Origin of the sequence: Microbacterium meiriae (assembly GCF_025143875.1) — a bacterium.
GTDB classification, from domain to species: domain Bacteria; phylum Actinomycetota; class Actinomycetes; order Actinomycetales; family Microbacteriaceae; genus Microbacterium; species Microbacterium meiriae.
Map to the genome: position 1 here is coordinate 1 of NZ_JAMBDU010000005.1, position 17,225 is coordinate 17,225.

Annotated in this window: 15 protein-coding genes; 7 read left to right on the forward strand and 8 right to left on the reverse strand. The window is 68.1% G+C overall.

From position 1 onward, the window contains the following. A partial coding sequence (locus tag M4D53_RS04335) for a ComEC/Rec2 family competence protein (protein ID WP_259952195.1) occupies positions 1–853 on the forward strand: 853 nt, incomplete at its 5' end. Between the two features lie 87 nt (positions 854–940). On the opposite strand, the gene M4D53_RS04340 is transcribed toward M4D53_RS04335, so the two are convergent. Beyond that, positions 941–1,480: a DUF5067 domain-containing protein gene (locus M4D53_RS04340; RefSeq protein ID WP_259952196.1), complete on the reverse strand. Its 540-nt coding sequence runs from the start codon at positions 1,478–1,480 to the stop codon at positions 941–943. Between the two features lie 346 nt (positions 1,481–1,826). On the opposite strand from M4D53_RS04340, the gene holA reads away from it, so the two are divergent. Further along, positions 1,827–2,864 carry a DNA polymerase III subunit delta gene (gene holA, locus M4D53_RS04345; RefSeq protein ID WP_025103705.1) on the forward strand — a complete coding sequence of 346 codons (1,038 nt, stop codon included), beginning with the start codon at positions 1,827–1,829 and terminating at the stop codon, positions 2,862–2,864. Between the two features lie 62 nt (positions 2,865–2,926). On the opposite strand, the gene rpsT is transcribed toward holA, so the two are convergent. Continuing rightward, positions 2,927–3,187 carry a 30S ribosomal protein S20 gene (rpsT, locus tag M4D53_RS04350; protein ID WP_187661676.1) on the reverse strand — a complete coding sequence of 87 codons (261 nt, stop codon included), beginning with the start codon at positions 3,185–3,187 and terminating at the stop codon, positions 2,927–2,929. Between the two features lie 220 nt (positions 3,188–3,407). On the opposite strand from rpsT, the gene M4D53_RS04355 reads away from it, so the two are divergent. Both M4D53_RS04355 and M4D53_RS04360 read left to right on the forward strand, forming a co-directional pair. Next, positions 3,408–4,781 carry a glycoside hydrolase family 1 protein gene (locus M4D53_RS04355; protein WP_259952201.1) on the forward strand — a complete coding sequence of 458 codons (1,374 nt, stop codon included), beginning with the start codon at positions 3,408–3,410 and terminating at the stop codon, positions 4,779–4,781. Further along, complete coding sequence (locus tag M4D53_RS04360) at positions 4,778–6,016, forward strand: MFS transporter (protein WP_259952204.1); 1,239 nt, start codon at positions 4,778–4,780, stop codon at positions 6,014–6,016. The genes M4D53_RS04355 and M4D53_RS04360 overlap by 4 nt, the downstream gene beginning before the upstream one ends. Here the strand turns inward: M4D53_RS04360 and M4D53_RS04365 are convergent. The 5 genes from M4D53_RS04365 to M4D53_RS04385 all read right to left on the reverse strand — a co-directional run bounded on the left by M4D53_RS04365 (position 6,008) and on the right by M4D53_RS04385 (position 12,506). Next, on the reverse strand, positions 6,008–6,739 hold the full coding sequence (locus tag M4D53_RS04365) for an alpha/beta fold hydrolase (protein WP_259952206.1): 732 nt from the start codon (positions 6,737–6,739) through the stop codon (positions 6,008–6,010). The genes M4D53_RS04360 and M4D53_RS04365 overlap by 9 nt on opposite strands. Before the next feature lie 74 nt (positions 6,740–6,813). Beyond that, the gene (locus M4D53_RS04370) at positions 6,814–8,526 is read right to left on the reverse strand and encodes an ABC transporter family substrate-binding protein (RefSeq protein ID WP_187661673.1); all 1,713 of its coding nucleotides are present in this window, start codon (positions 8,524–8,526) and stop codon (positions 6,814–6,816) included. Between the two features lie 131 nt (positions 8,527–8,657). Next, on the reverse strand, positions 8,658–10,586 hold the full coding sequence (locus tag M4D53_RS04375) for an ABC transporter ATP-binding protein (protein ID WP_187661672.1): 1,929 nt from the start codon (positions 10,584–10,586) through the stop codon (positions 8,658–8,660). Beyond that, positions 10,583–11,521 (reverse strand): ABC transporter permease, encoded by a 939-nt coding sequence (locus tag M4D53_RS04380; RefSeq protein WP_062766635.1) that lies wholly within the window; start codon positions 11,519–11,521, stop codon positions 10,583–10,585. The genes M4D53_RS04375 and M4D53_RS04380 overlap by 4 nt, the downstream gene beginning before the upstream one ends. Position 11,522: 1 nt before the next feature. Next, a complete protein-coding gene (locus M4D53_RS04385; protein WP_101845332.1) occupies positions 11,523–12,506 on the reverse strand; it encodes an ABC transporter permease in 984 nt (327 codons plus the stop codon). A 242-nt stretch (positions 12,507–12,748) separates the two neighbouring features. Here M4D53_RS04385 and lepA point away from each other — a divergent pair, with 242 nt between their 5' ends. After that, complete coding sequence (gene lepA, locus M4D53_RS04390; protein WP_259952209.1) at positions 12,749–14,617, forward strand: translation elongation factor 4; 1,869 nt, start codon at positions 12,749–12,751, stop codon at positions 14,615–14,617. Positions 14,618–14,724: 107 nt separating this feature from the next. On the opposite strand, the gene M4D53_RS04395 is transcribed toward lepA, so the two are convergent. Next, positions 14,725–15,051 carry a GIY-YIG nuclease family protein gene (locus M4D53_RS04395; protein WP_259952210.1) on the reverse strand — a complete coding sequence of 109 codons (327 nt, stop codon included), beginning with the start codon at positions 15,049–15,051 and terminating at the stop codon, positions 14,725–14,727. A gap of 257 nt (positions 15,052–15,308) precedes the next feature. Here M4D53_RS04395 and M4D53_RS04400 point away from each other — a divergent pair, with 257 nt between their 5' ends. Beyond that, positions 15,309–15,962, forward strand: a complete 654-nt coding sequence (locus M4D53_RS04400) for a DUF1990 domain-containing protein (protein ID WP_187661669.1) — start codon at positions 15,309–15,311, stop codon at positions 15,960–15,962. Then, positions 15,962–17,179, forward strand: coding sequence for a radical SAM family heme chaperone HemW (gene hemW / locus M4D53_RS04405; protein ID WP_187661668.1), 1,218 nt, complete (start codon positions 15,962–15,964; stop codon positions 17,177–17,179). The genes M4D53_RS04400 and hemW overlap by 1 nt, the downstream gene beginning before the upstream one ends. Positions 17,180–17,225: the final 46 nt, after the last annotated feature.

Here is a 17,225-nt window from a genome sequence, read left to right on the forward strand (position 1 = left end):
CGCCGCTCGACGCGTGGCGGCCGGCGTTCTCATCGTCGTCGCGTCCGTCGGCGCCTCCCGTGCGTTGATCGACGGTCCGCTCGCCTCGCTCGTGACGCCGCACGGGTGGGCGATCGCTGCGTGCGACGTGGGCCAGGGCGATGCGGTCCTGGTGCGTTCGCAGGACGCCGTGGCCCTCATCGACACGGGACCGGACCCGACGGCGCTCGACGCCTGTCTGCGCTCGCTGAGCATCGACCACATCGACCTCCTCGTGCTCACACATTTCGACGCGGACCACATCGGAGGCGCGACGGCACTCGAAGGCAAAGTGGGCACGGTGCTGCATGGACCACCTGCCGATGCCGCCGATGCGCGTGCGCTCGACGGCCTGGCCCGAGCGGGCGGAGCCCTCCGGCCGGTCGACGCCGGGGACCGGGGCGCGCTGGGCGGAGCGGCATGGCGGGTGCTCTGGCCGTTGCCGCACAGTGCCGCCTTCCCGCCAGGGAACGACGCGAGCGTCGTCACCGAATTCGTCGGGGGAGGAGTGCCCCGAGCGCTCTTCCTGGGTGACCTCTCCGCTGCCCCGCAGCGCGCGTTGCTCCGGAGCACGCCGCTGACGGGATACGACGTGGTGAAGGTCGCCCACCACGGCAGCGCCGACCAGGAACCCGCCCTCTACGACGCTGTGCAGCCGAGGGTCGCGCTCATCACGGTCGGCGCCGACAACGACTACGGGCACCCGCGTCGGGAGACCCTGGATCTCCTGTCGGCTCTCGGGACGCAGGTCTACCGCACCGACCGCGACGGCCGCACCCTGCTCGGCATCGAGGACGATGTCCTCCGCGTCTGGACCGACGTCGCGCCGCCCTGAGTGCCATTCACGAGGCAACGCACCTGGCTCTTGACTTCGAACGGCCCCAGCATGCGCCGGGAGCCGTTCGGTGCCGCGCTCAGTGGGTCACTGCAGCGTAAACGTTGCGCGTCCAATCTCGGTCACGCCGAGGTCGTTAGAGGCGACAAGCTCCACCGGGGTGGTCTCGTCGTCCAGCTCGTAGGCAACAGCGTTGGCGACCGTGCCGCCCTTCTTGATGTCCTGTAGCTGGGAGTCGAGGAACTGCTCGTCCGGGAGCATGCCGATGCCGAGCTCGTTGACGGCGTTCGGGTCGTTGTCTTGGATCGCGGTGAAGGTGCCGATCCACGCGATGGACGGATCGATCGTGTCATCGGAGTTGTTCGTGACTTCGTACCAGAACGCGATGACAGGCTTCTCGCCATACTCGTTGCCTGGTTGGCCGACGGCGATCTTCTTCGTGTCGGTGATCGTGATCGTGTACGCGGGTAGAGTGAGGACGTTGTTGGCAAACGATGCGTCGGTGGTCGTCTCCGACTCGTCCGAGGTGCCATCGCTCGACACTGCAGTGGTCGTCTGCGGCTTCGGCTCAGCCGCAGGTGCTGAGCAGCTGCTGAGCAGGAGTGCCGTGGTCACCAGAGCGAGCACGACGGAATTGTTTTTTGACAGGCGCATCAGCGCGTCCCCCAAGCGTAAGTGAGATTGCTGACGTGACGTCAGCAATCTCACGCTAGTGGTGGACGGACGGGCTGGAGATCGCCAGATGAGCGGGCTGGCGCGATTGTTATCAGCACGTCATCATTTGAGGTGAATCGTCTCCGGCCCAACCTCGGTGAAACACGATTCGGGGTATCGACGCTCGACGATCGCTCGCCCATCGGCTCCGCAACTGCGTTGCGGACGGCTTGATAATAGGAAGGCGCAAGTTCTCGCGTCTGGACCGACGTCGCGCCGCCCTGAGTCGGGTGTCCGACACCGCCGGTAGGCTGGTCCCATGGCAGCTTCCCGTCCTCCCTCCCGTGGCGGCGCGAAGGCCACGAAGATCCCGCAGGTGTCCTGGCGGGAGCCGCATCCCGCGCCGCTGGTGCTCGTCTCGGGCCCGGAGGAGGTCTGCGCCGAGCGCGCGATCGCCGGGGTGCGCGACTACCTCCGTGCCGAGGACCCGGCACTCGAGGTCAGTGACGTCCGTGCCGACGACTATGCTCCCGGCACACTGCTCTCCCTCACCTCACCGTCCCTGTTCGGTGAGCCGCGACTGGTCCGCGTATCCGGCGTGGAGAAGTGCTCCGACGCCTTCCTTCAGGAGGCCATCGGGTACCTGGAGAACCCGCAGGAGGGTGCGACGGTCGTGCTCCGGCACACGGGCGCCAGTGTCCGTGGGAAGAAGCTCCTCGACGCCCTGCGTGCGGGGACCGGTGGCGGGATTGAGATCGCCTGCCCCGCCATCAAGCGCGACGGCGACCGGGTCGACTTCGCGGCGGGGGAGTTCAAGGCGGCGAAGAAGCGCATCGCTCCACCTGCGCTCCGGGCGCTCGTCTCGGCCTTCGCCGACGACCTCACCGAGCTCGCGGCCGCCTGCCAGCAGCTGATCGGCGACGTCGAGGGCGACATCACGGAAGAGGTCGTCACCAAGTACTACGGCGGCCGGGTCGAGGTGTCGGCGTTCGTCGTCGCCGACACCGCCATCGCCGGTCGCTACGGCGAGGCTCTCGTGGCGCTCCGCCATGCGCTGTCCTCCGGTGCCGACCCCGTGCCGATGGTCGCCGCGTTCGCGATGAAGCTGCGCACGATGGCACGCGTCGCCGGCAACCGTGAACCCAGCAGGCAGCTCGCCCAGCGCCTCGGGATGAAGGACTGGCAGGTCGACCGCGCGCGTCGCGACCTGGCGGGCTGGAACGAGCGCTCCCTCGGGATGGCGATCCAGGCCACCGCGCGTGCCGACGCCGAGGTCAAGGGTGCGGCGCGTGACCCCATCTTCGCGCTCGAGCGGATGGTGACGGTCATCGCCACCCGCGAGCCGTTCGGGGGATAAGCCCCTGCGCGAAAGCAGAAAGCCCGCCTCACGAGGAGACGGGCTTTCCGGAAGTCAGAAGCTCAGAGAGCGGAGACCTGCTTGGCGATCGCCGACTTGCGGTTCGACGCCTGGTTCTTGTGCAGGACACCCTTGCTGACGGCCTTGTCGAGCTTGACCGAGGCCTTCTTCAGGTTCTTCTCGGCGGCGGCCTTGTCGCCGGCGGCGACGGCCGCGCGGGTCTGGCGGACGAGAGTCTTCAGCTCGCTCTTCACGGCCTTGTTGCGCTCGTGAGCCTTCTCGTTGGTCTTGTTGCGCTTGATCTGCGACTTGATGTTTGCCACGTGTGGACGCTTTCTGTACAGGAGTTATTCGGAGTGCCGGCAGCAGAAGAGGGCTGCTGCACGGCGGTCGTGAGGGAAGAACCCACACGCAAGCCAAGAGTCGAGTCTACCAGTACCGGGTGGGATCGTGCGAAACGACATCGCCCAGGCGAGACGCCGTCGCGCGGAAGGCGGGACCGGGTGCAGAATCATCCACAACGACGACGACGTCAGGAGCCCGATGACCCCCCTCAGCACCGACCCGACCGCGCGTGCGCGGCTACGCTGGTCCGCCGCCACCTCATCCGTCCAGATCGAGGGTTCCCGTCGTGCTGACGGTGCGGGACGGTCGATCTGGGACGACGAGATCGCGAAGCCGGGACGAATCCGGGACGGCTCGACCGCGGAACCAGCGTGCGACAGCTATCGCCGTGTGGAGGATGACGTCGCCCTGGCAGCCGGACTCGGGCTCGATCGCTACCGGTTCTCGATCCCGTGGGCGCGCGTGCAGCCGGACGGTCACGGACCCGGGAACATCGCAGCGCTGGACCACTACGCCCGCGTCGTCGATGGTCTGCTCGCGGCCGGTGTCACCCCGTTCCCGACCCTCTATCACTGGGAGCTGCCGAGCGCGGTCGAGGCCGACGGTGGTTGGCTCGCCCGCGACACCGCCGAGCGCTTTGGCGAGTACGCCGCCCTCGTCGCCGCCCGTCTCGGTGACCGGGTGTCCTCCTGGTACACGCTGAACGAGCCCGCCATGACGACACTGCAGGGCTACGCGGTCGGGGCACTCGCGCCGGGGAGACAGCTCCTCTTCGGTGCGCTTCCGACCGTGCACCACCAGCTGCTCGCCCATTCCCGAGCCGCAGAGGCGCTGCATGCCCGAGGTGCGGCGAGCGTCGGTCTCGTCAACAACCACACCTGGGTCCTGCCGCTGCGGGACACCGAGGAGGATCGCACCGCTGCCGCGGTGTACGACCTCCTGCACAACCGGTTGTTCAGCGAGCCTCTGCTGTCCGGGACGTCACCGCACCTGGAGGCACTCGGACTCCCGCCGCTGCCCATCCTCGGCGACGACCTCGCCCGCATCGCGGGATCGATCGACTTCTACGGGGTGAACTTCTACAACCCGACGACCGTCACCGCCGGTGCTCCGGATGCCGACATCCCGTTCGAGATCGTGCCCACGCCCGGAGTCCCCGTCACCGGGTTCGGACCGGAGTGGCCGATCATGCCGTCCGCCCTGCGCGACCTCCTCATCGATCTGCACCGACGACACCCGGACATGCCACCGATCATCATCGGGGAGAACGGAGCGTCCTTCCCCGAACCCGACGTCGCCGGTGCCGTCGAGGATGCCGACCGGATCGCCTACCTCTCCACGCACATCGACGCGGTGGGCGAGGCCCTCGATGCCGGCGTCCCGGTCGAGGAGTACACGGTCTGGTCCCTGCTCGACAACTGGGAATGGACGGACGGCTACACTCAGCGGTTCGGTCTCGTGCACGTGGACTTCTCGTCGGGGGAGCGCACTCCGAAGGCTTCCTACGGGTGGTACCGCGACCTCGTCGCCGGCGCTCGTGAGGCCAGGGACGCCGCGGCGGCACGGGCATGACCGGTACCCCGGGCCTCGTCGCCCGCCGCGCCGGTCTTCGCTGGATGTCGCTGTTCACGCTCGCCTGGCTCGCCATCTGGACCGTCCAGCTCACCCCGGTCCAGCTCCTTCTCCCGCTGCAGCTCGACACTCCGGAGGACGACTGGATCCGCGGCGTCGTCTCCTCCGGGATCGTGCTCGGAGTGGGTGGTCTCGCCGGCGTCGTCGCCGGGCCGCTCGCCGGGGCGCTCTCGGATCGAGCCCGCGCCGGCGCGCACCGGCGGCGGCCATGGGCTCTGGGAGGGGTCGCGCTCACGGCCGTCTGTCTCGTCCTCACCGGGTTCGCCGAGGGCCCATGGGCAGTCGGCGCCGGCTGGGTCGGCGTCTCGATCGGCGTCGCCGTCTCCTCCGCCGCGTTCACCGCGCTCATCGCCGACCAGCTCCCGACGACGCAGCGCGGTGCCGCGTCCGCCGCGGTCGGGTCGAGCCAGGCGGTCGGGATCGTGCTGGGGGTCGGGCTCGTCGTGCTGCTGGGCCTCGACATCGTCGCCGGGTATCTGCTCCTCGCCGGCATCATCGCGGTGGTCGGGGTCGCGGCGGCGCTGCTGCTGCCGGACCCGCCGAGCACGGAGGCGCTGCGTCCTCAGCGCATCGGGCGGCCCCGCCTGGCGTCGCTCCGCGACCGCGACTTCGCCTGGATGCTCTCCGGACGACTCGTCACCAACATCGGCAACGCCCTCGGCACGGCGCTGTTCCTCTTCTTCCTCCTCCACGGCCTCGGACAGGAGAGCACGACCGCACAGGACAACCTCCTCCTGCTGATCGTCGTATACACGGTCTTCGTGGTGCTCGCCTCCGTGATCACCGGAATCGTCTCCGACCGCACCGGGGAGCGGCGCCGGCTCGCCGTGGGGGCCACGGTCGTGCAGGCGGCGTCGGGTATGGTGATCGTGGCCGCACCGACCTTCGAGATGACGATGGTGGCCGCCGCGTTCATGGGCGTCGGCTACGGCGCCTTCTCGACGGTGGGCCTCGCGTTCGCCGCCGATCTGCTCCCGGATGAGCAGGATCACGCGCGCGATCTCGGAATCGTGAACGTGACCGCCGCCCTCGGACAGCTCATCGGGCCCGTGCTCGGCGCAGGACTCGTCGCCCTGGCCGGCGGGTTCTGGCTCGTCTTCCTGGCGGCGGCCATCCTGTCGCTCGTCGGGGGAGCGCTCACCGCTGCCGCGCGGCCGCGGGTGTCCTCAGCGTGACGCCGCGCGCTCCTCGATCGTCGCGATCGCGAGGGCGAGGACGGCGTTGAACACCCGCGGACGCATGGCGGTGAGCAGGTGCGTGGTCCGCGGCACGACGATGAGCTCCGCCTGCGGGGCCAGGCGCCGGAACAGGGGCTCGTTCAGCCGGAGCTGATCGTACTGGCCGTTCACGAACCACAGGGGTACCCGGATCCGGGGGACCGCGGCGGCGACGTCCAGGGCGGCGAGGCTGCGGAGCGTCTGGTCCTGGATGTCCAGCGCATATCCTCCGGCGGAGAAGTCGCCGCGGTTGTCCTCGGGGATCGTCGCGGCGAGCATCCGCTGCGTCAGCCACATGCCGCGGTCCGGCAGGGAGTCGACGGCCCGGGCGAACAGCCGATAGGCACGCAGCCCGGGGCCGCGGGGGAGCGACGTGCACGCGGCGGCGACGAGTCCGTCGACAGGGGGAGGCTCGGCCCCGCCCGTGTACGCGAGGGAGAGCAGCCCGCCCATCGAGTGGCCGACCAGCAGGACGGGGCCCTTCTCCGCGGCGGCGCGGACGGCCGCGTCGATCGTGTGCAGCGCCTCGTGAAGGGTGAAGTCCTCGTCCATCCGGCTGCCGTGGCCGGGGAGGTCGACGGCGGTGACGGGGAGCCCGTGCGCCTCCAGGTACTCGACCTGCGACCGCCACATCGTGGCGGACGTGCGGATGCCGTGCACGAGGACGGTCTGGACGGTCACGCCTTCAGCATAAGGAAGCGGGGCCGGTGGATGGACCACCGACCCCGCTTCGACACGAGATGTGTCAGAGAGTGTTACTTCTCCCAGCCGACGTTCTCGACCGGCGTGACACCGAACAGGTCGAGACCGACGTAGGGCTCCGGCGTGAGGTTCGCCAGGCCGTTCTTGACCACGTAGATCGAGGGGCCGCTGTACAGCGGGATGAGGCCCCACGTCTGCTCGATGATCTTCGGCTCGAGGTCCATCGCCGCGGTGGTCCAGGACTCCGCGTCCTTCTGGCTCTCGACCTCGTCGGCGATCTGCTTGTCGATCTCCTCCGTGCCGGTCGCCGACAGGTTCAGACCGCTGTCCGAGCAGTAGAGCTGGCAGAACCAGGCCGGGCCGAACGGGTCGGAGTCGGTGAAGCGGAGCGAGACGACGTCCCAGTTCTTCGTGGTGAAGTCGCTGGAGAAGTCGGCGGAGGCGCGGACATCGATCTTGAGGTCGATGCCGATCTCCTTCTGCTGCGCCTGCAGCGACTTCGCGAGGGCCTCGATGGTCGGGTCCTCACCGAAGATCGGGAACGTGACGGAGAGCTTCTCGCCATCCTTCTCGCGGATGCCGTCCTCGCCCTCGGTCCAGCCGGCGTCGTCGAGGAGCTTCTTGGCGCCCTCGACGTCGTGCTTCAGACCGGCTTCGGCGAACGAGTCCTTGTAGCCGTCCTGGAACGAGTACAGGTTGAGCGAACCGGCGACCGGCTCCTCGTAGCCGAGGCCGTTCCACGCGATCTGCTTCTGCTGGTCGACGTTCACGCCGAGGAAGAACGCCTTGCGCACGTCGATGTCCTCGAACTGCGGCTTGTCGGCGTCGACGAGCAGGACCGTCTTGGCGGTCTGCTGCGCACGGCGGACGACGGTGTCGTCCACTTCCTGGACCTGCTTCAGGCGGTCGTTGGTGTTGGCGCCCACCATGTCGATCTCGCCGTTCTTGAAGGCGTTGATCGAGGCGTCGGGCTCCATGGCCGTGAAGGTGACCGTGTCGAGCAGCGGCGCGTTGCCCCACCACTCGGGGTTCGGCTTGAACGAGACGAAGCCGCCGTTCGCGTCGAACGTGTCGACGGTGTACGGGCCGGCGCCCCACTCGGGGTGCATGTTGCCGATGAAGGCCTCGTTGAACACGGCCGGGTCGGCGATGTCCGGGTGCAGGACGCCACCCGTGAGGAACGCCATGGACGGCCAGGCGTAGATGCCGTCGAACGTCACGACGGCGGTCTTCGCGGTGTCACCCTGCTCGACGGTCTTGATCTGCTTGTAGCCGTCGGTCGCGTTCGGGTTGAAGCCCTCGTCGTAGGAGCGGTTGGCCTTCCACGTGGCGTCGATGGACGTCCAGTCCATGTCGGTGCCGTCGTTGAAGTGCGCCTCGTCCTTGAACGTGAAGGTGATGGTCGTGTTGCCATCCTCCTCGCCGATCTCGTACGCATCGAGGTAGGCGTCGTTCTTCGTGACCTCGCCCTCCGGCGAGACCAGGAGGATCTGCGGCATGTACCACGACCACAGGCGAGCGGTGTCAGCACTGGCATCGCTGTTGAAGCCGTTCAGCTGCTCCGGGATCTCGTTGATGGGGAAGTTGACCTCGCCACCTTCCTGGAGGTTGCTGCGGTCCTGCGGGTTGTAGTCGGCGGTCTTGGTCTCGACCTTCTCGCCGTTGTCCCCGCCACCGGTGTTCCCGGAACCGCTCGCGCAGCCCGCGAGGGCGAGTGCGAGGGCGCCGCCGATCGCGACCGCCCCCAGCAACTTCTTGTTCTTCATGGTGCTCCTTTCGCCTTTCGGCGTTTCATAAAGGGAAGACTAGTTCGAGCTTTATCCCGGTACACCGCACTGCGGTGAATGCCGCCTAACCGTTATCGGACGGTGACCAGGAACGGGCGCATGGTTTCGGGTCAGACCGTCGCGGGCTTCGTCGACATCGTCTCGGCGTCGAAGACCACCCGCTCACGGGTGCGCTCGATGTCGGGATCCGGCACGGGGATCGCCGACAGCAGCGCCTTCGTGTACGGGTGCTGCGGGTCGTCGAAGACCTGGTCGACGTCGCCGTGCTCCACGAACTCGCCGAGGTACATCACGGCCACGCGGTCGGCGATGTGACGCACCACCGAGAGGTCGTGCGCGACGAAGAGGTACGAGAGCCCGAGCTTGGTCTTGAGTTCGTCGAGCAGGTTGATGACGCCGGCTTGGATCGAGACGTCGAGCGCGGACACCGGCTCGTCGAGCACGACGATCTTGGGGTTCGTCGACAGGGCCCGGGCGATGCCGATGCGCTGCCGCTGACCGCCCGAGAACGCCTGCGGGAAGCGGTCGCTGTGCGCGGGGTTGAGCCCGACGAGGTCCATGAGCTCGTCCACCCGCCGGTGCGCCTCCTCCTTGGGAGTGCCGATCGCGAAGAGCGGCTCCGAGATGATGTCGGCCACCGTCATGCGCGGGTCGAGGGCTCCCATCGGGTCCTGGAAGACGATCTGGATGTCGCGGCGCAGGGCGCGCTCGACCTTGCGGCTGTGGATGTCGTTGACACTGGTGCCGGCGATGACGATGTCGCCCTCGGTCTGCTTGACCATGTCCATGATCTGCAGCAGCGTCGTCGTCTTGCCCGAGCCCGACTCGCCGACGATGGCCATCGTCTCGCCCTCGCGCACGTCGAAGCTGATGCCCTTGATCGCCTGGACCTCGCCGACCTTGCGCTTCAAGAACGCGCCCTTGACCAACGGGAACGTCTTGCGGAGGTTCTTCACCTCGAGCGTGATCGGCCGCTCCTCACGCGGCGTCCGTGTGAGGTCGCTCTCCGGGACGGGGCGGACGGGGTAGACGGGCAGGCCACCGAGGAGGCCGCCGTCCTCGATCTCGTGCGCGCGGATGCAGGCCGCCTGATGCAGGTCGCCAGAGCCCGTCGGCACGGGGAGCAGCTCGGGCTCCTTGGCGCGGCAGGCGTCCATGACGATCGGGCAGCGGTCGGCGAACGGGCAGGCGTCCGGGAGGTTGATGAGCAGCGGCGGGTTCCCCTTGATGGGGGTCAGCGGCTCCTTCTCGGCCTTGTCCACGCGCGGGATGGCGCCGAGCAGACCGATCGAGTACGGCATGCGGGTCTTGTGGAACAGCTCGCGCACGGGCGCGTGCTCCACGGGCTTGCCGGCGTACATCACGAGCACGTCGTCGGCGGTGCGGGCGACCACGCCCATGTCGTGCGTGATCATGATCACCGCCGCGCCGGTCTCGTCCTGCGCCTTCTCGATGAGGTCGAGGATCTGCGCCTGGATGGTGACGTCGAGGGCCGTGGTGGGCTCGTCGCAGATGATGAGCTTCGGATCGTTGGCCATCGCGATGGCGATGACGACACGCTGCCGCATGCCTCCGGAGAACTCGTGCGGGAAGGACTTCATCCGCCGCTCGGGCTCGGTGATGCCGACGAGCTTGAGCAGCTCGACGGAGCGGTCCCAGGCGTCCTTCTTGGACAGGCCGCGGTGGACCGTGAGGGCCTCGATGAGCTGATCGCCGACCGTGTAGACCGGCGTGAGCGAGGTCAGCGGGTCCTGGAAGACCATCGACATGCCGTTGCCGCGGATGACCGACAGCTGCTTGTCGCTCATGCCGACGAGTTCCTTCCCGTCATACATGATCGAGCCGGTGACCTTGGCGTTCTCGTCGAGGAGACCCATGATCGCGAGCGAGGTCACGGACTTGCCGGAGCCGGATTCGCCGACGATGCCGAGGGTCTTGCCGGCTTCGAGGTCGAAGGAGACGCCGCGGACGGCGTCGACGCGGCCGGCCTCGGAGGCGAAGCTGACCTTGAGGTCGCGGACGGAGAGGACGTTGGTCATGCGCGGCCTCCAGCAGCCGAGGTGGGATCGAGGGCGTCGCGCAGGCCGTCGGCGATGAGCGCCATCGACACGGTGAGCAGGGTCAGCGCCGCCGCCGGGAAGTAGAACAGCCAGGGCGCCGTGGTCAACGAGCTCGAGCCGGCGCCGATGAGGGCACCGAGCGACACGTCGGGGATCTTGACGCCGAAGCCCAGGAAGGACAGGCCCGTCTCCGTCACCACGGCGTTGACGACGCCGAGGGTGAAGTTGATGACGAGGAGAGAGCCGATGTTGGGCAGGAGGTGGCGGAGCACGATGCGCATGCCGCCGACGCCCATGTACCGGGAGGCACTGACGTACTCGCGCTCGCGGAGCGACAGGGCCATCGTCCAGATGACGCGGGCGGGGAAGTACCACCCGATCACGAAGATCATGATGAGGGCGATGACGCGCCAGTCGCCGCCGGCCTTGTTCGAGATCATCGCGAGGATGAGGAAGCTCGGGATCACCATCATGAAGTGGATGACCAGGAGCGAGATGCGCTCCGTCCAGCCGCCGAAGTAGGCCGCGGCCGTGCCGACGAGCGCGGACACGATCGTGACGCCGACGGAGACGGTGATGGCGATCATGAGCGACCGCTGCAGGCCGACGGCGACCTGGGCGAAGAGGTCGTTTCCGGCGTTGTTCGTGCCGAACCAGTGTTCCGCGGACGGGGGAGTGCTGAGGTTCAGGAAGTCGAGTTCGATGTGGTCGTACCGGGCGATGAAGGGCCCGAGGATGGCGAACAGCACGAGGACGACGAAGATCACGAGGCCGATGAGGGCTCCGCGGTTCCGGGAGAAGCGTCGCCAGTACAGCGTCCACTTCGACAGCCGCTTGGTGGCGACGCGGGTGGTCTCGGGGCCGGCGGTCTCCGGCTCCGGGTGGATGGTCGGGTCGAGCATGTCGGTGCTCATGTCAGCTCACTCTCACGCGCGGGTCGAGGACGACGACGGCGATGTCGGCGAGGATGGCGCCGATCGCCGTGAGGACCGCACCGAAGGCGGCGATCGCGACGGTTCCGTGGATGTCGTTCTTGGTGATGGTCTCGATGAAGTACCGGCCCATGCCGTTCCACGCGAAGATCGTCTCGGTCAGCACCGCTCCGGTGAAGATCGCGGGGATCGTGAAGGCGACCTGCGTGGCGACGGGGATGAGAGACGTCCGAAGTGCGTGCTTCCGGATGGCCTGCTGCTTGGTCAGGCCCTTCGCGCGGGCCGTCCGGACGTAGTCGGCGTTGATGTTGTCCAGGAGGAGCGATCGCTGCAGGAAGTGGATGCTGGCGTAGCCGGTGAGCACCAGCGCGATCGTCGGCAGCGTCAGGTGTTGCAACACGTCTATGAGCGTGGGGAAGAAACCCTCGACGCCTTGGCTCGCGTTGCCGGTCACGTAGAAGATGCGGGTACCGGTGGCGTTGTTCAGGCCGATCGCGAGGAGGACGATCGCGAAGGCCGCGACGACGATCGGGATGTTGAGCGTGATGATGCTCGTGGCCTGGCCGATGCGGTCGGCGAGCTTGTACTGCCGAGACGCGGTGTAGACGCCGAGCGCGATGCCGAGGACCGTCGTGAGGATCGTCGCCCCGAGGACGAGCTCTGCGCTGACCCACATGCGGTAGGCGACCTGCTCGTTGACGGAACCGCCGGTCGGGCTCACGCCCCAGTCCCAGCGGAGGAGGATGCCGGTGAACCAGGTCCACCACCGCTCGATGAGCGGGACGGTGTCGCTCAGGTTGCGGGGAGCGAGGGTGTTCACGATCTGCTCTTCGGTGAGCGGAGGGCGACGACCCACATAGTTGCTGCGCGGATCGAGGAAGCCCCACGCGAGGAAGTAGGTGAGGTTCGTCGCGACCACGATCATGAGCAGCCAGCCGAGGGCACGGCGCGCGAGGTACTTGATCAAGGGGGATTTGTCTTTCTCTTCTCCAGACGCGCTCGGGGTCTGCCGACGCAACGCTGAGCCGGGCGGATGATCGGGTGTCATCCGCCGTTCCGCGCGACGCGACAGCCCTCACGGAGTCTGTGACGGAGTCGTATCGCTTACGGGATCCGGTGTCACGGATTGATCCCGGGCAACTTCGGGAGACTATCACCGATACGCCCGAATGGGGATTATGAGAGCCCTCACCGTACAATCGACGGGACATGTCCCCACGCGCTCTCACCCCTCTTCAGCCTGCCGCGACGCCGGCTGCGCAGATCCGCAATTTCTGCATCATCGCCCACATCGACCACGGCAAGTCGACCCTGGCCGACCGCATGCTCCAGATCACCGGCGTGGTCGCGGAGCGGGACATGCGTGCCCAGTACCTCGACCGCATGGACATCGAGCGTGAGCGCGGCATCACGATCAAGAGCCAGGCGGTGCGGATGCCCTGGGCGCTCGCCCAGGCGCAGGGGGCCGACGAGGTCTTCGCGCTCAACATGATCGACACACCGGGTCACGTGGACTTCACGTATGAGGTGTCGCGGTCGCTGGCGGCATGCGAGGGAGCCATCCTCCTCGTCGACGCGGCGCAGGGCATCGAGGCCCAGACGCTCGCCAACCTCTACCTCGCGCTGGAGAACGACCTCCACATCATCCCCGTCCTCAACAAGATCGACCTCCCGGCCGCCGATCCCGAGAAGTACGCGAAGGAGCTCGCCTCGCTCATCGGCGGCAAGCCCGAGGATGTGCTGCGGGTCTCCGGGAAGACCGGCATGGGGGTCGAGGATCTGCTCGACCGGATCGTTGAGGAGATCCCGGCTCCGGTTGGGGACGCGGACGCACCGGCGCGCGCCATGATCTTCGATTCCGTGTACGACGCCTACCGCGGTGTCGTCACCTACGTGCGGATGGTCGACGGCAGCCTCTCGCCCCGCGAGCGCATCCAGATGATGTCCACGGGCGCGAACCACGAGGCTCTCGAGGTCGGCGTGTCGAGCCCGGAGCCCACTCCCACCAAGGGTCTCGGCGTCGGCGAGGTGGGCTACCTCATCACCGGCGTGAAGGACGTGCGTCAGTCGAAGGTCGGCGACACGATCACGAACGCCCGCAAGCCCGCGGCGGAAGCTCTTCCCGGCTACACGGACCCCAAGCCGATGGTCTTCTCGGGTATCTACCCGATCGACGGCAGCGACTACGCGGAACTGCGCGAGGCGCTCGACAAGCTGAAGCTCTCCGATGCCTCGCTGCAGTACGAGCCGGAGACCTCTGTGGCTCTCGGGTTCGGATTCCGCTGCGGCTTCCTCGGCCTGCTGCACCTGGAGATCGTGACCGAGCGCCTCGCGCGGGAGTTCGGCCTCGACCTCATCACCACCGCGCCGAGCGTGATCTACGAGGTGCTCACGAGCGACACCGGCGAGACCGTCACCGTCACGAACCCGAGCGAGTACCCCGACGGGCGCATCGGCTCGGTGTCGGAGCCCATGGTCAAGGCAGCCATCCTGTTGCCCAAGGACTACGTCGGCACCGTCATGGAGCTGTGCCAGTCGCGTCGTGGCACGTTGCTCGGCATGGAGTACTTCTCCGAGGAGCGCGTCGAGCTGCGCTACAACATGCCGCTCGGCGAGATCGTGTTCGACTTCTTCGACCAGCTCAAGTCCAAGACGCAGGGCTACGCCTCCCTGGATTACGAGCCCTCGGGGCAGCAGGAGGCCGACCTCGTCAAGGTCGACATCCTGCTCCAGGGCGAGAAGGTCGACGCGTTCAGCTCGATCGTGCACCGTGACAAGGCGTACGCCTACGGCACGATGATGGCGGAGCGGCTGCGCAAGCTCATCCCTCGCCAGCAGTTCGAGGTGCCGATCCAGGCCGCGATCGGTGCCCGCATCATCGCTCGCGAGACGATCCGCGCGATCCGCAAGGACGTGCTCGCGAAGTGCTACGGCGGTGACATCACCCGTAAGCGCAAACTCCTCGAGAAGCAGAAGGAGGGGAAGAAGCGCATGAAGATGGTGGGCCGCGTCGAGGTCCCCCAGGAGGCGTTCATCGCCGCGCTCTCCGGCGACGTCGAGACCAAGGACAAGAAGTAGCCTCGGTTCTTCCGGGCTGCCCGCGCTGGGTCGCTGAGCTCGTCGAAGCGCGCGGTTCTCAGGGTCGGTCCACGCTGGGTCGCTGAGCTTGTCGAAGCGCGCCGTCCTCAGGGGCTGCCCGCGCTGGGTCGCTGAGCTTGTCGAAGCGCACTGTACGAGGTCGACAACGACGGAAGGTCCTCCCACCGACCCTCGATCAGCGCCATCTTCTTCCGACGGCTCCACCCCTGGATCTGCTTCTCCCGGAAAAAGGCGGCGTCGACGGTGTCGAAGTGCTCCGCGTACACCAGTGAGACCGGTCTCCGGCGCCGCGTATGACTGGCGGAGAAGGCGTCGTCGTGGTTGTGCTCCCAGACGCGGGCTTCGAGGTCGCCGTTCGTGCTGCCCGTGTAGAAACTGCCGTCTGCGCATTCGAGGATGTAGGCCCATGGCATCGGGCCATCATGGCGGAGGTGCGTGCGGCTTGGCCGGGGCGTGAGGAGATCCCTTCGACAAGCTCAGGGACCCAGCGGTGTGGAGGAGCCTTGGACTGAGTGTTGTGCGCCCTTCGACACGCTCAGGGACCCAGCCCTTCGACACGCTCAGGGATCCAGCCCTTCGACAGGCTCAGGGACCCAGCATCATCCGGGGGATGTGACGGCGTGCGGCGCGGGGGGTGTTCGCTCAGGGAACCCGAAGTAGGCTGGAACTCATGCGGCGCGGGACTTTCCGAGACGACACGGTGGACTATGCGGCCGTGGGTGCGACCCACGCCCCCGATCTGATGCAGTACCCGCCGGAGCGCAGCATCCCGGCGGAGGAATCCTGGCGCATCGGCAGCGGTGAGGAGCGTTTCCAGACGGCCGGCGAGGCCCTGCTGTCGTGGACGGCGCAGCGCGCCGCCGGGCTCTCCGTGGAAGATGTCCGTCCTGCTCCCGGTCCGGCGTACGCGGGCGTGAGCTTCGACGCCGAAGGGAACCCGATCGCGCCGAGCAAGCGCGACGTGGAGCCGCGGTACGACGCGGAGGGGATGCCCTTCGTGGGCGCGGGAATGACGCTCCACCTGCGCGGCCGTGTCGGTGGCATGCGCGCCGATTCGGAGCTGCGCGTGATCTCCGTCACCGAGGAGACCCGCCGGATCGGCTTCGTGCTGGGCACGGTGGGCGGATCCGTGGTCCGGGGCGAGGAGTCGTTCGATGTGGACTGGCGTGAGGACAACGACGAGGTGTGGTTCACCGTCCGCGCCTTCGACGCCCCGAACACGCTGCTCTATCGCCTCGTCCCCGCCCTCATGAAGCGCCGCCGTCGCGAGCTCTTCGCGCGCTACCTCCGCGCGATCTCCCCGCTCTACGCGACCCCGGTGTGATGGCGGGACCGCTTCCGCTCGGGGATCCCGCGCCGCCGGACGGGCGACTCCCTGCCGACCTCCCGATCTCCGCGGAGACGCCGTTCTCCGCCTACCTCCACATCCCGTTCTGCCGGGTGCGCTGCGGCTACTGCGACTTCAACACGTACACGTCCAGCGAGCTCCGCGGGGCGAAGCAGGAGGACTACGCGTCCACCCTCATCGGCGAGATCGCCCTCGCCCGCACCGTGCTGGAGGACGCCGGAGCGCTGCGGCCGATGGACACGGTGTTCTTCGGTGGCGGCACACCCACGCTGCTGCCGGCAGGCGATCTGGCGCGGATGCTGGGAGCGGCCACCGCGGCGTTCGGGCTCGCTCCGGGTGCCGAGGTGACGGTCGAGGCCAATCCCGACACGGTGACGCCGGAGGTCGCGCGCATCCTCGCAGAGGCGGGGGTCACGAGACTCTCCGTCGGCATGCAGTCGGCCGTCCCGCACGTGCTCGCCGCGCTCGATCGGACGCATCGGCCCGAGAACGTGCGCACCGCGGTCGCCGCCGCGAAGGACGCGGGCCTCGCCGTCAGCGTCGACCTCATCTACGGCGCGCCGGGGGAATCGCTCGCGGATTGGGAAGCATCCCTGGACGCCGCGCTCGCCCTGGAGTCCGACCACATCTCCGCGTACGCGCTCATCATCGAAGACGGCACGAAGCTCGCGCGGCAGATCCGTCGTGGCGAGGTGCCGACACCGGACGACGACCTGCAGGCGGACATGTACGAGATGGCGGACGAGCGCCTCGCCGCCGCCGGGTTCGAGTGGTACGAGGTCAGCAACTGGGCCCGCAGCGAAGGGCAGCGGTCGCGGCACAACCTCGCATACTGGCGGGGGAGCGACTGGTGGGGCTTCGGCCCCGGGGCGCACAGCCACGTGGCCGGGCTCCGGTGGTGGAACGTCAAGCACCCGGCGGCCTACGCACAGCGGCTGGCCGCCTCATCCTCGCCGGCGGCAGGTCGCGAACGTCCCGACCAGGAGGCGCAGACGCTCGAGCGCATCCTCCTCCTCAGCCGCATCCGCGAAGGGATCGCGGTGACGGACGTCCCGGAGCGGAACAGGGACCGCGTCGCCGGGCTCATCGCCGACGGCCTGATCGATGCGCCGGCGGCGATCCGCGGTCGCGTGCAGCTCACGCTGCGCGGTCGCCTCCTCGCCGACGCGGTGGTGCGTGAGCTGACGGACTGAGCGACGCCGCCCGGGCCGTCCCGCCTTCGGAGAACTCCCGATCGCA

Excerpts from the sequence above, each read along its gene's own strand:
- holA (WP_025103705.1), top strand. The coding sequence starts at position 1,827 with ATGGCAGCTTCCCGTCCTCCCTCCCGTGGCGGCGCGAAGGCCACGAAG.
- M4D53_RS04375 (WP_187661672.1), bottom strand. The coding sequence starts at position 10,586 with ATGACCAACGTCCTCTCCGTCCGCGACCTCAAGGTCAGCTTCGCCTCC.
- M4D53_RS04380 (WP_062766635.1), bottom strand. The coding sequence starts at position 11,521 with ATGAGCACCGACATGCTCGACCCGACCATCCACCCGGAGCCGGAGACC.
- lepA (WP_259952209.1), top strand. The coding sequence starts at position 12,749 with ATGTCCCCACGCGCTCTCACCCCTCTTCAGCCTGCCGCGACGCCGGCT.
- M4D53_RS04360 (WP_259952204.1), top strand. The coding sequence starts at position 4,778 with ATGACCGGTACCCCGGGCCTCGTCGCCCGCCGCGCCGGTCTTCGCTGG.
- M4D53_RS04395 (WP_259952210.1), bottom strand. The coding sequence starts at position 15,051 with ATGCCATGGGCCTACATCCTCGAATGCGCAGACGGCAGTTTCTACACG.
- M4D53_RS04370 (WP_187661673.1), bottom strand. The coding sequence starts at position 8,526 with ATGAAGAACAAGAAGTTGCTGGGGGCGGTCGCGATCGGCGGCGCCCTC.
- hemW (WP_187661668.1), top strand. The coding sequence starts at position 15,962 with ATGGCGGGACCGCTTCCGCTCGGGGATCCCGCGCCGCCGGACGGGCGA.
- M4D53_RS04400 (WP_187661669.1), top strand. The coding sequence starts at position 15,309 with ATGCGGCGCGGGACTTTCCGAGACGACACGGTGGACTATGCGGCCGTG.
- M4D53_RS04355 (WP_259952201.1), top strand. The coding sequence starts at position 3,408 with ATGACCCCCCTCAGCACCGACCCGACCGCGCGTGCGCGGCTACGCTGG.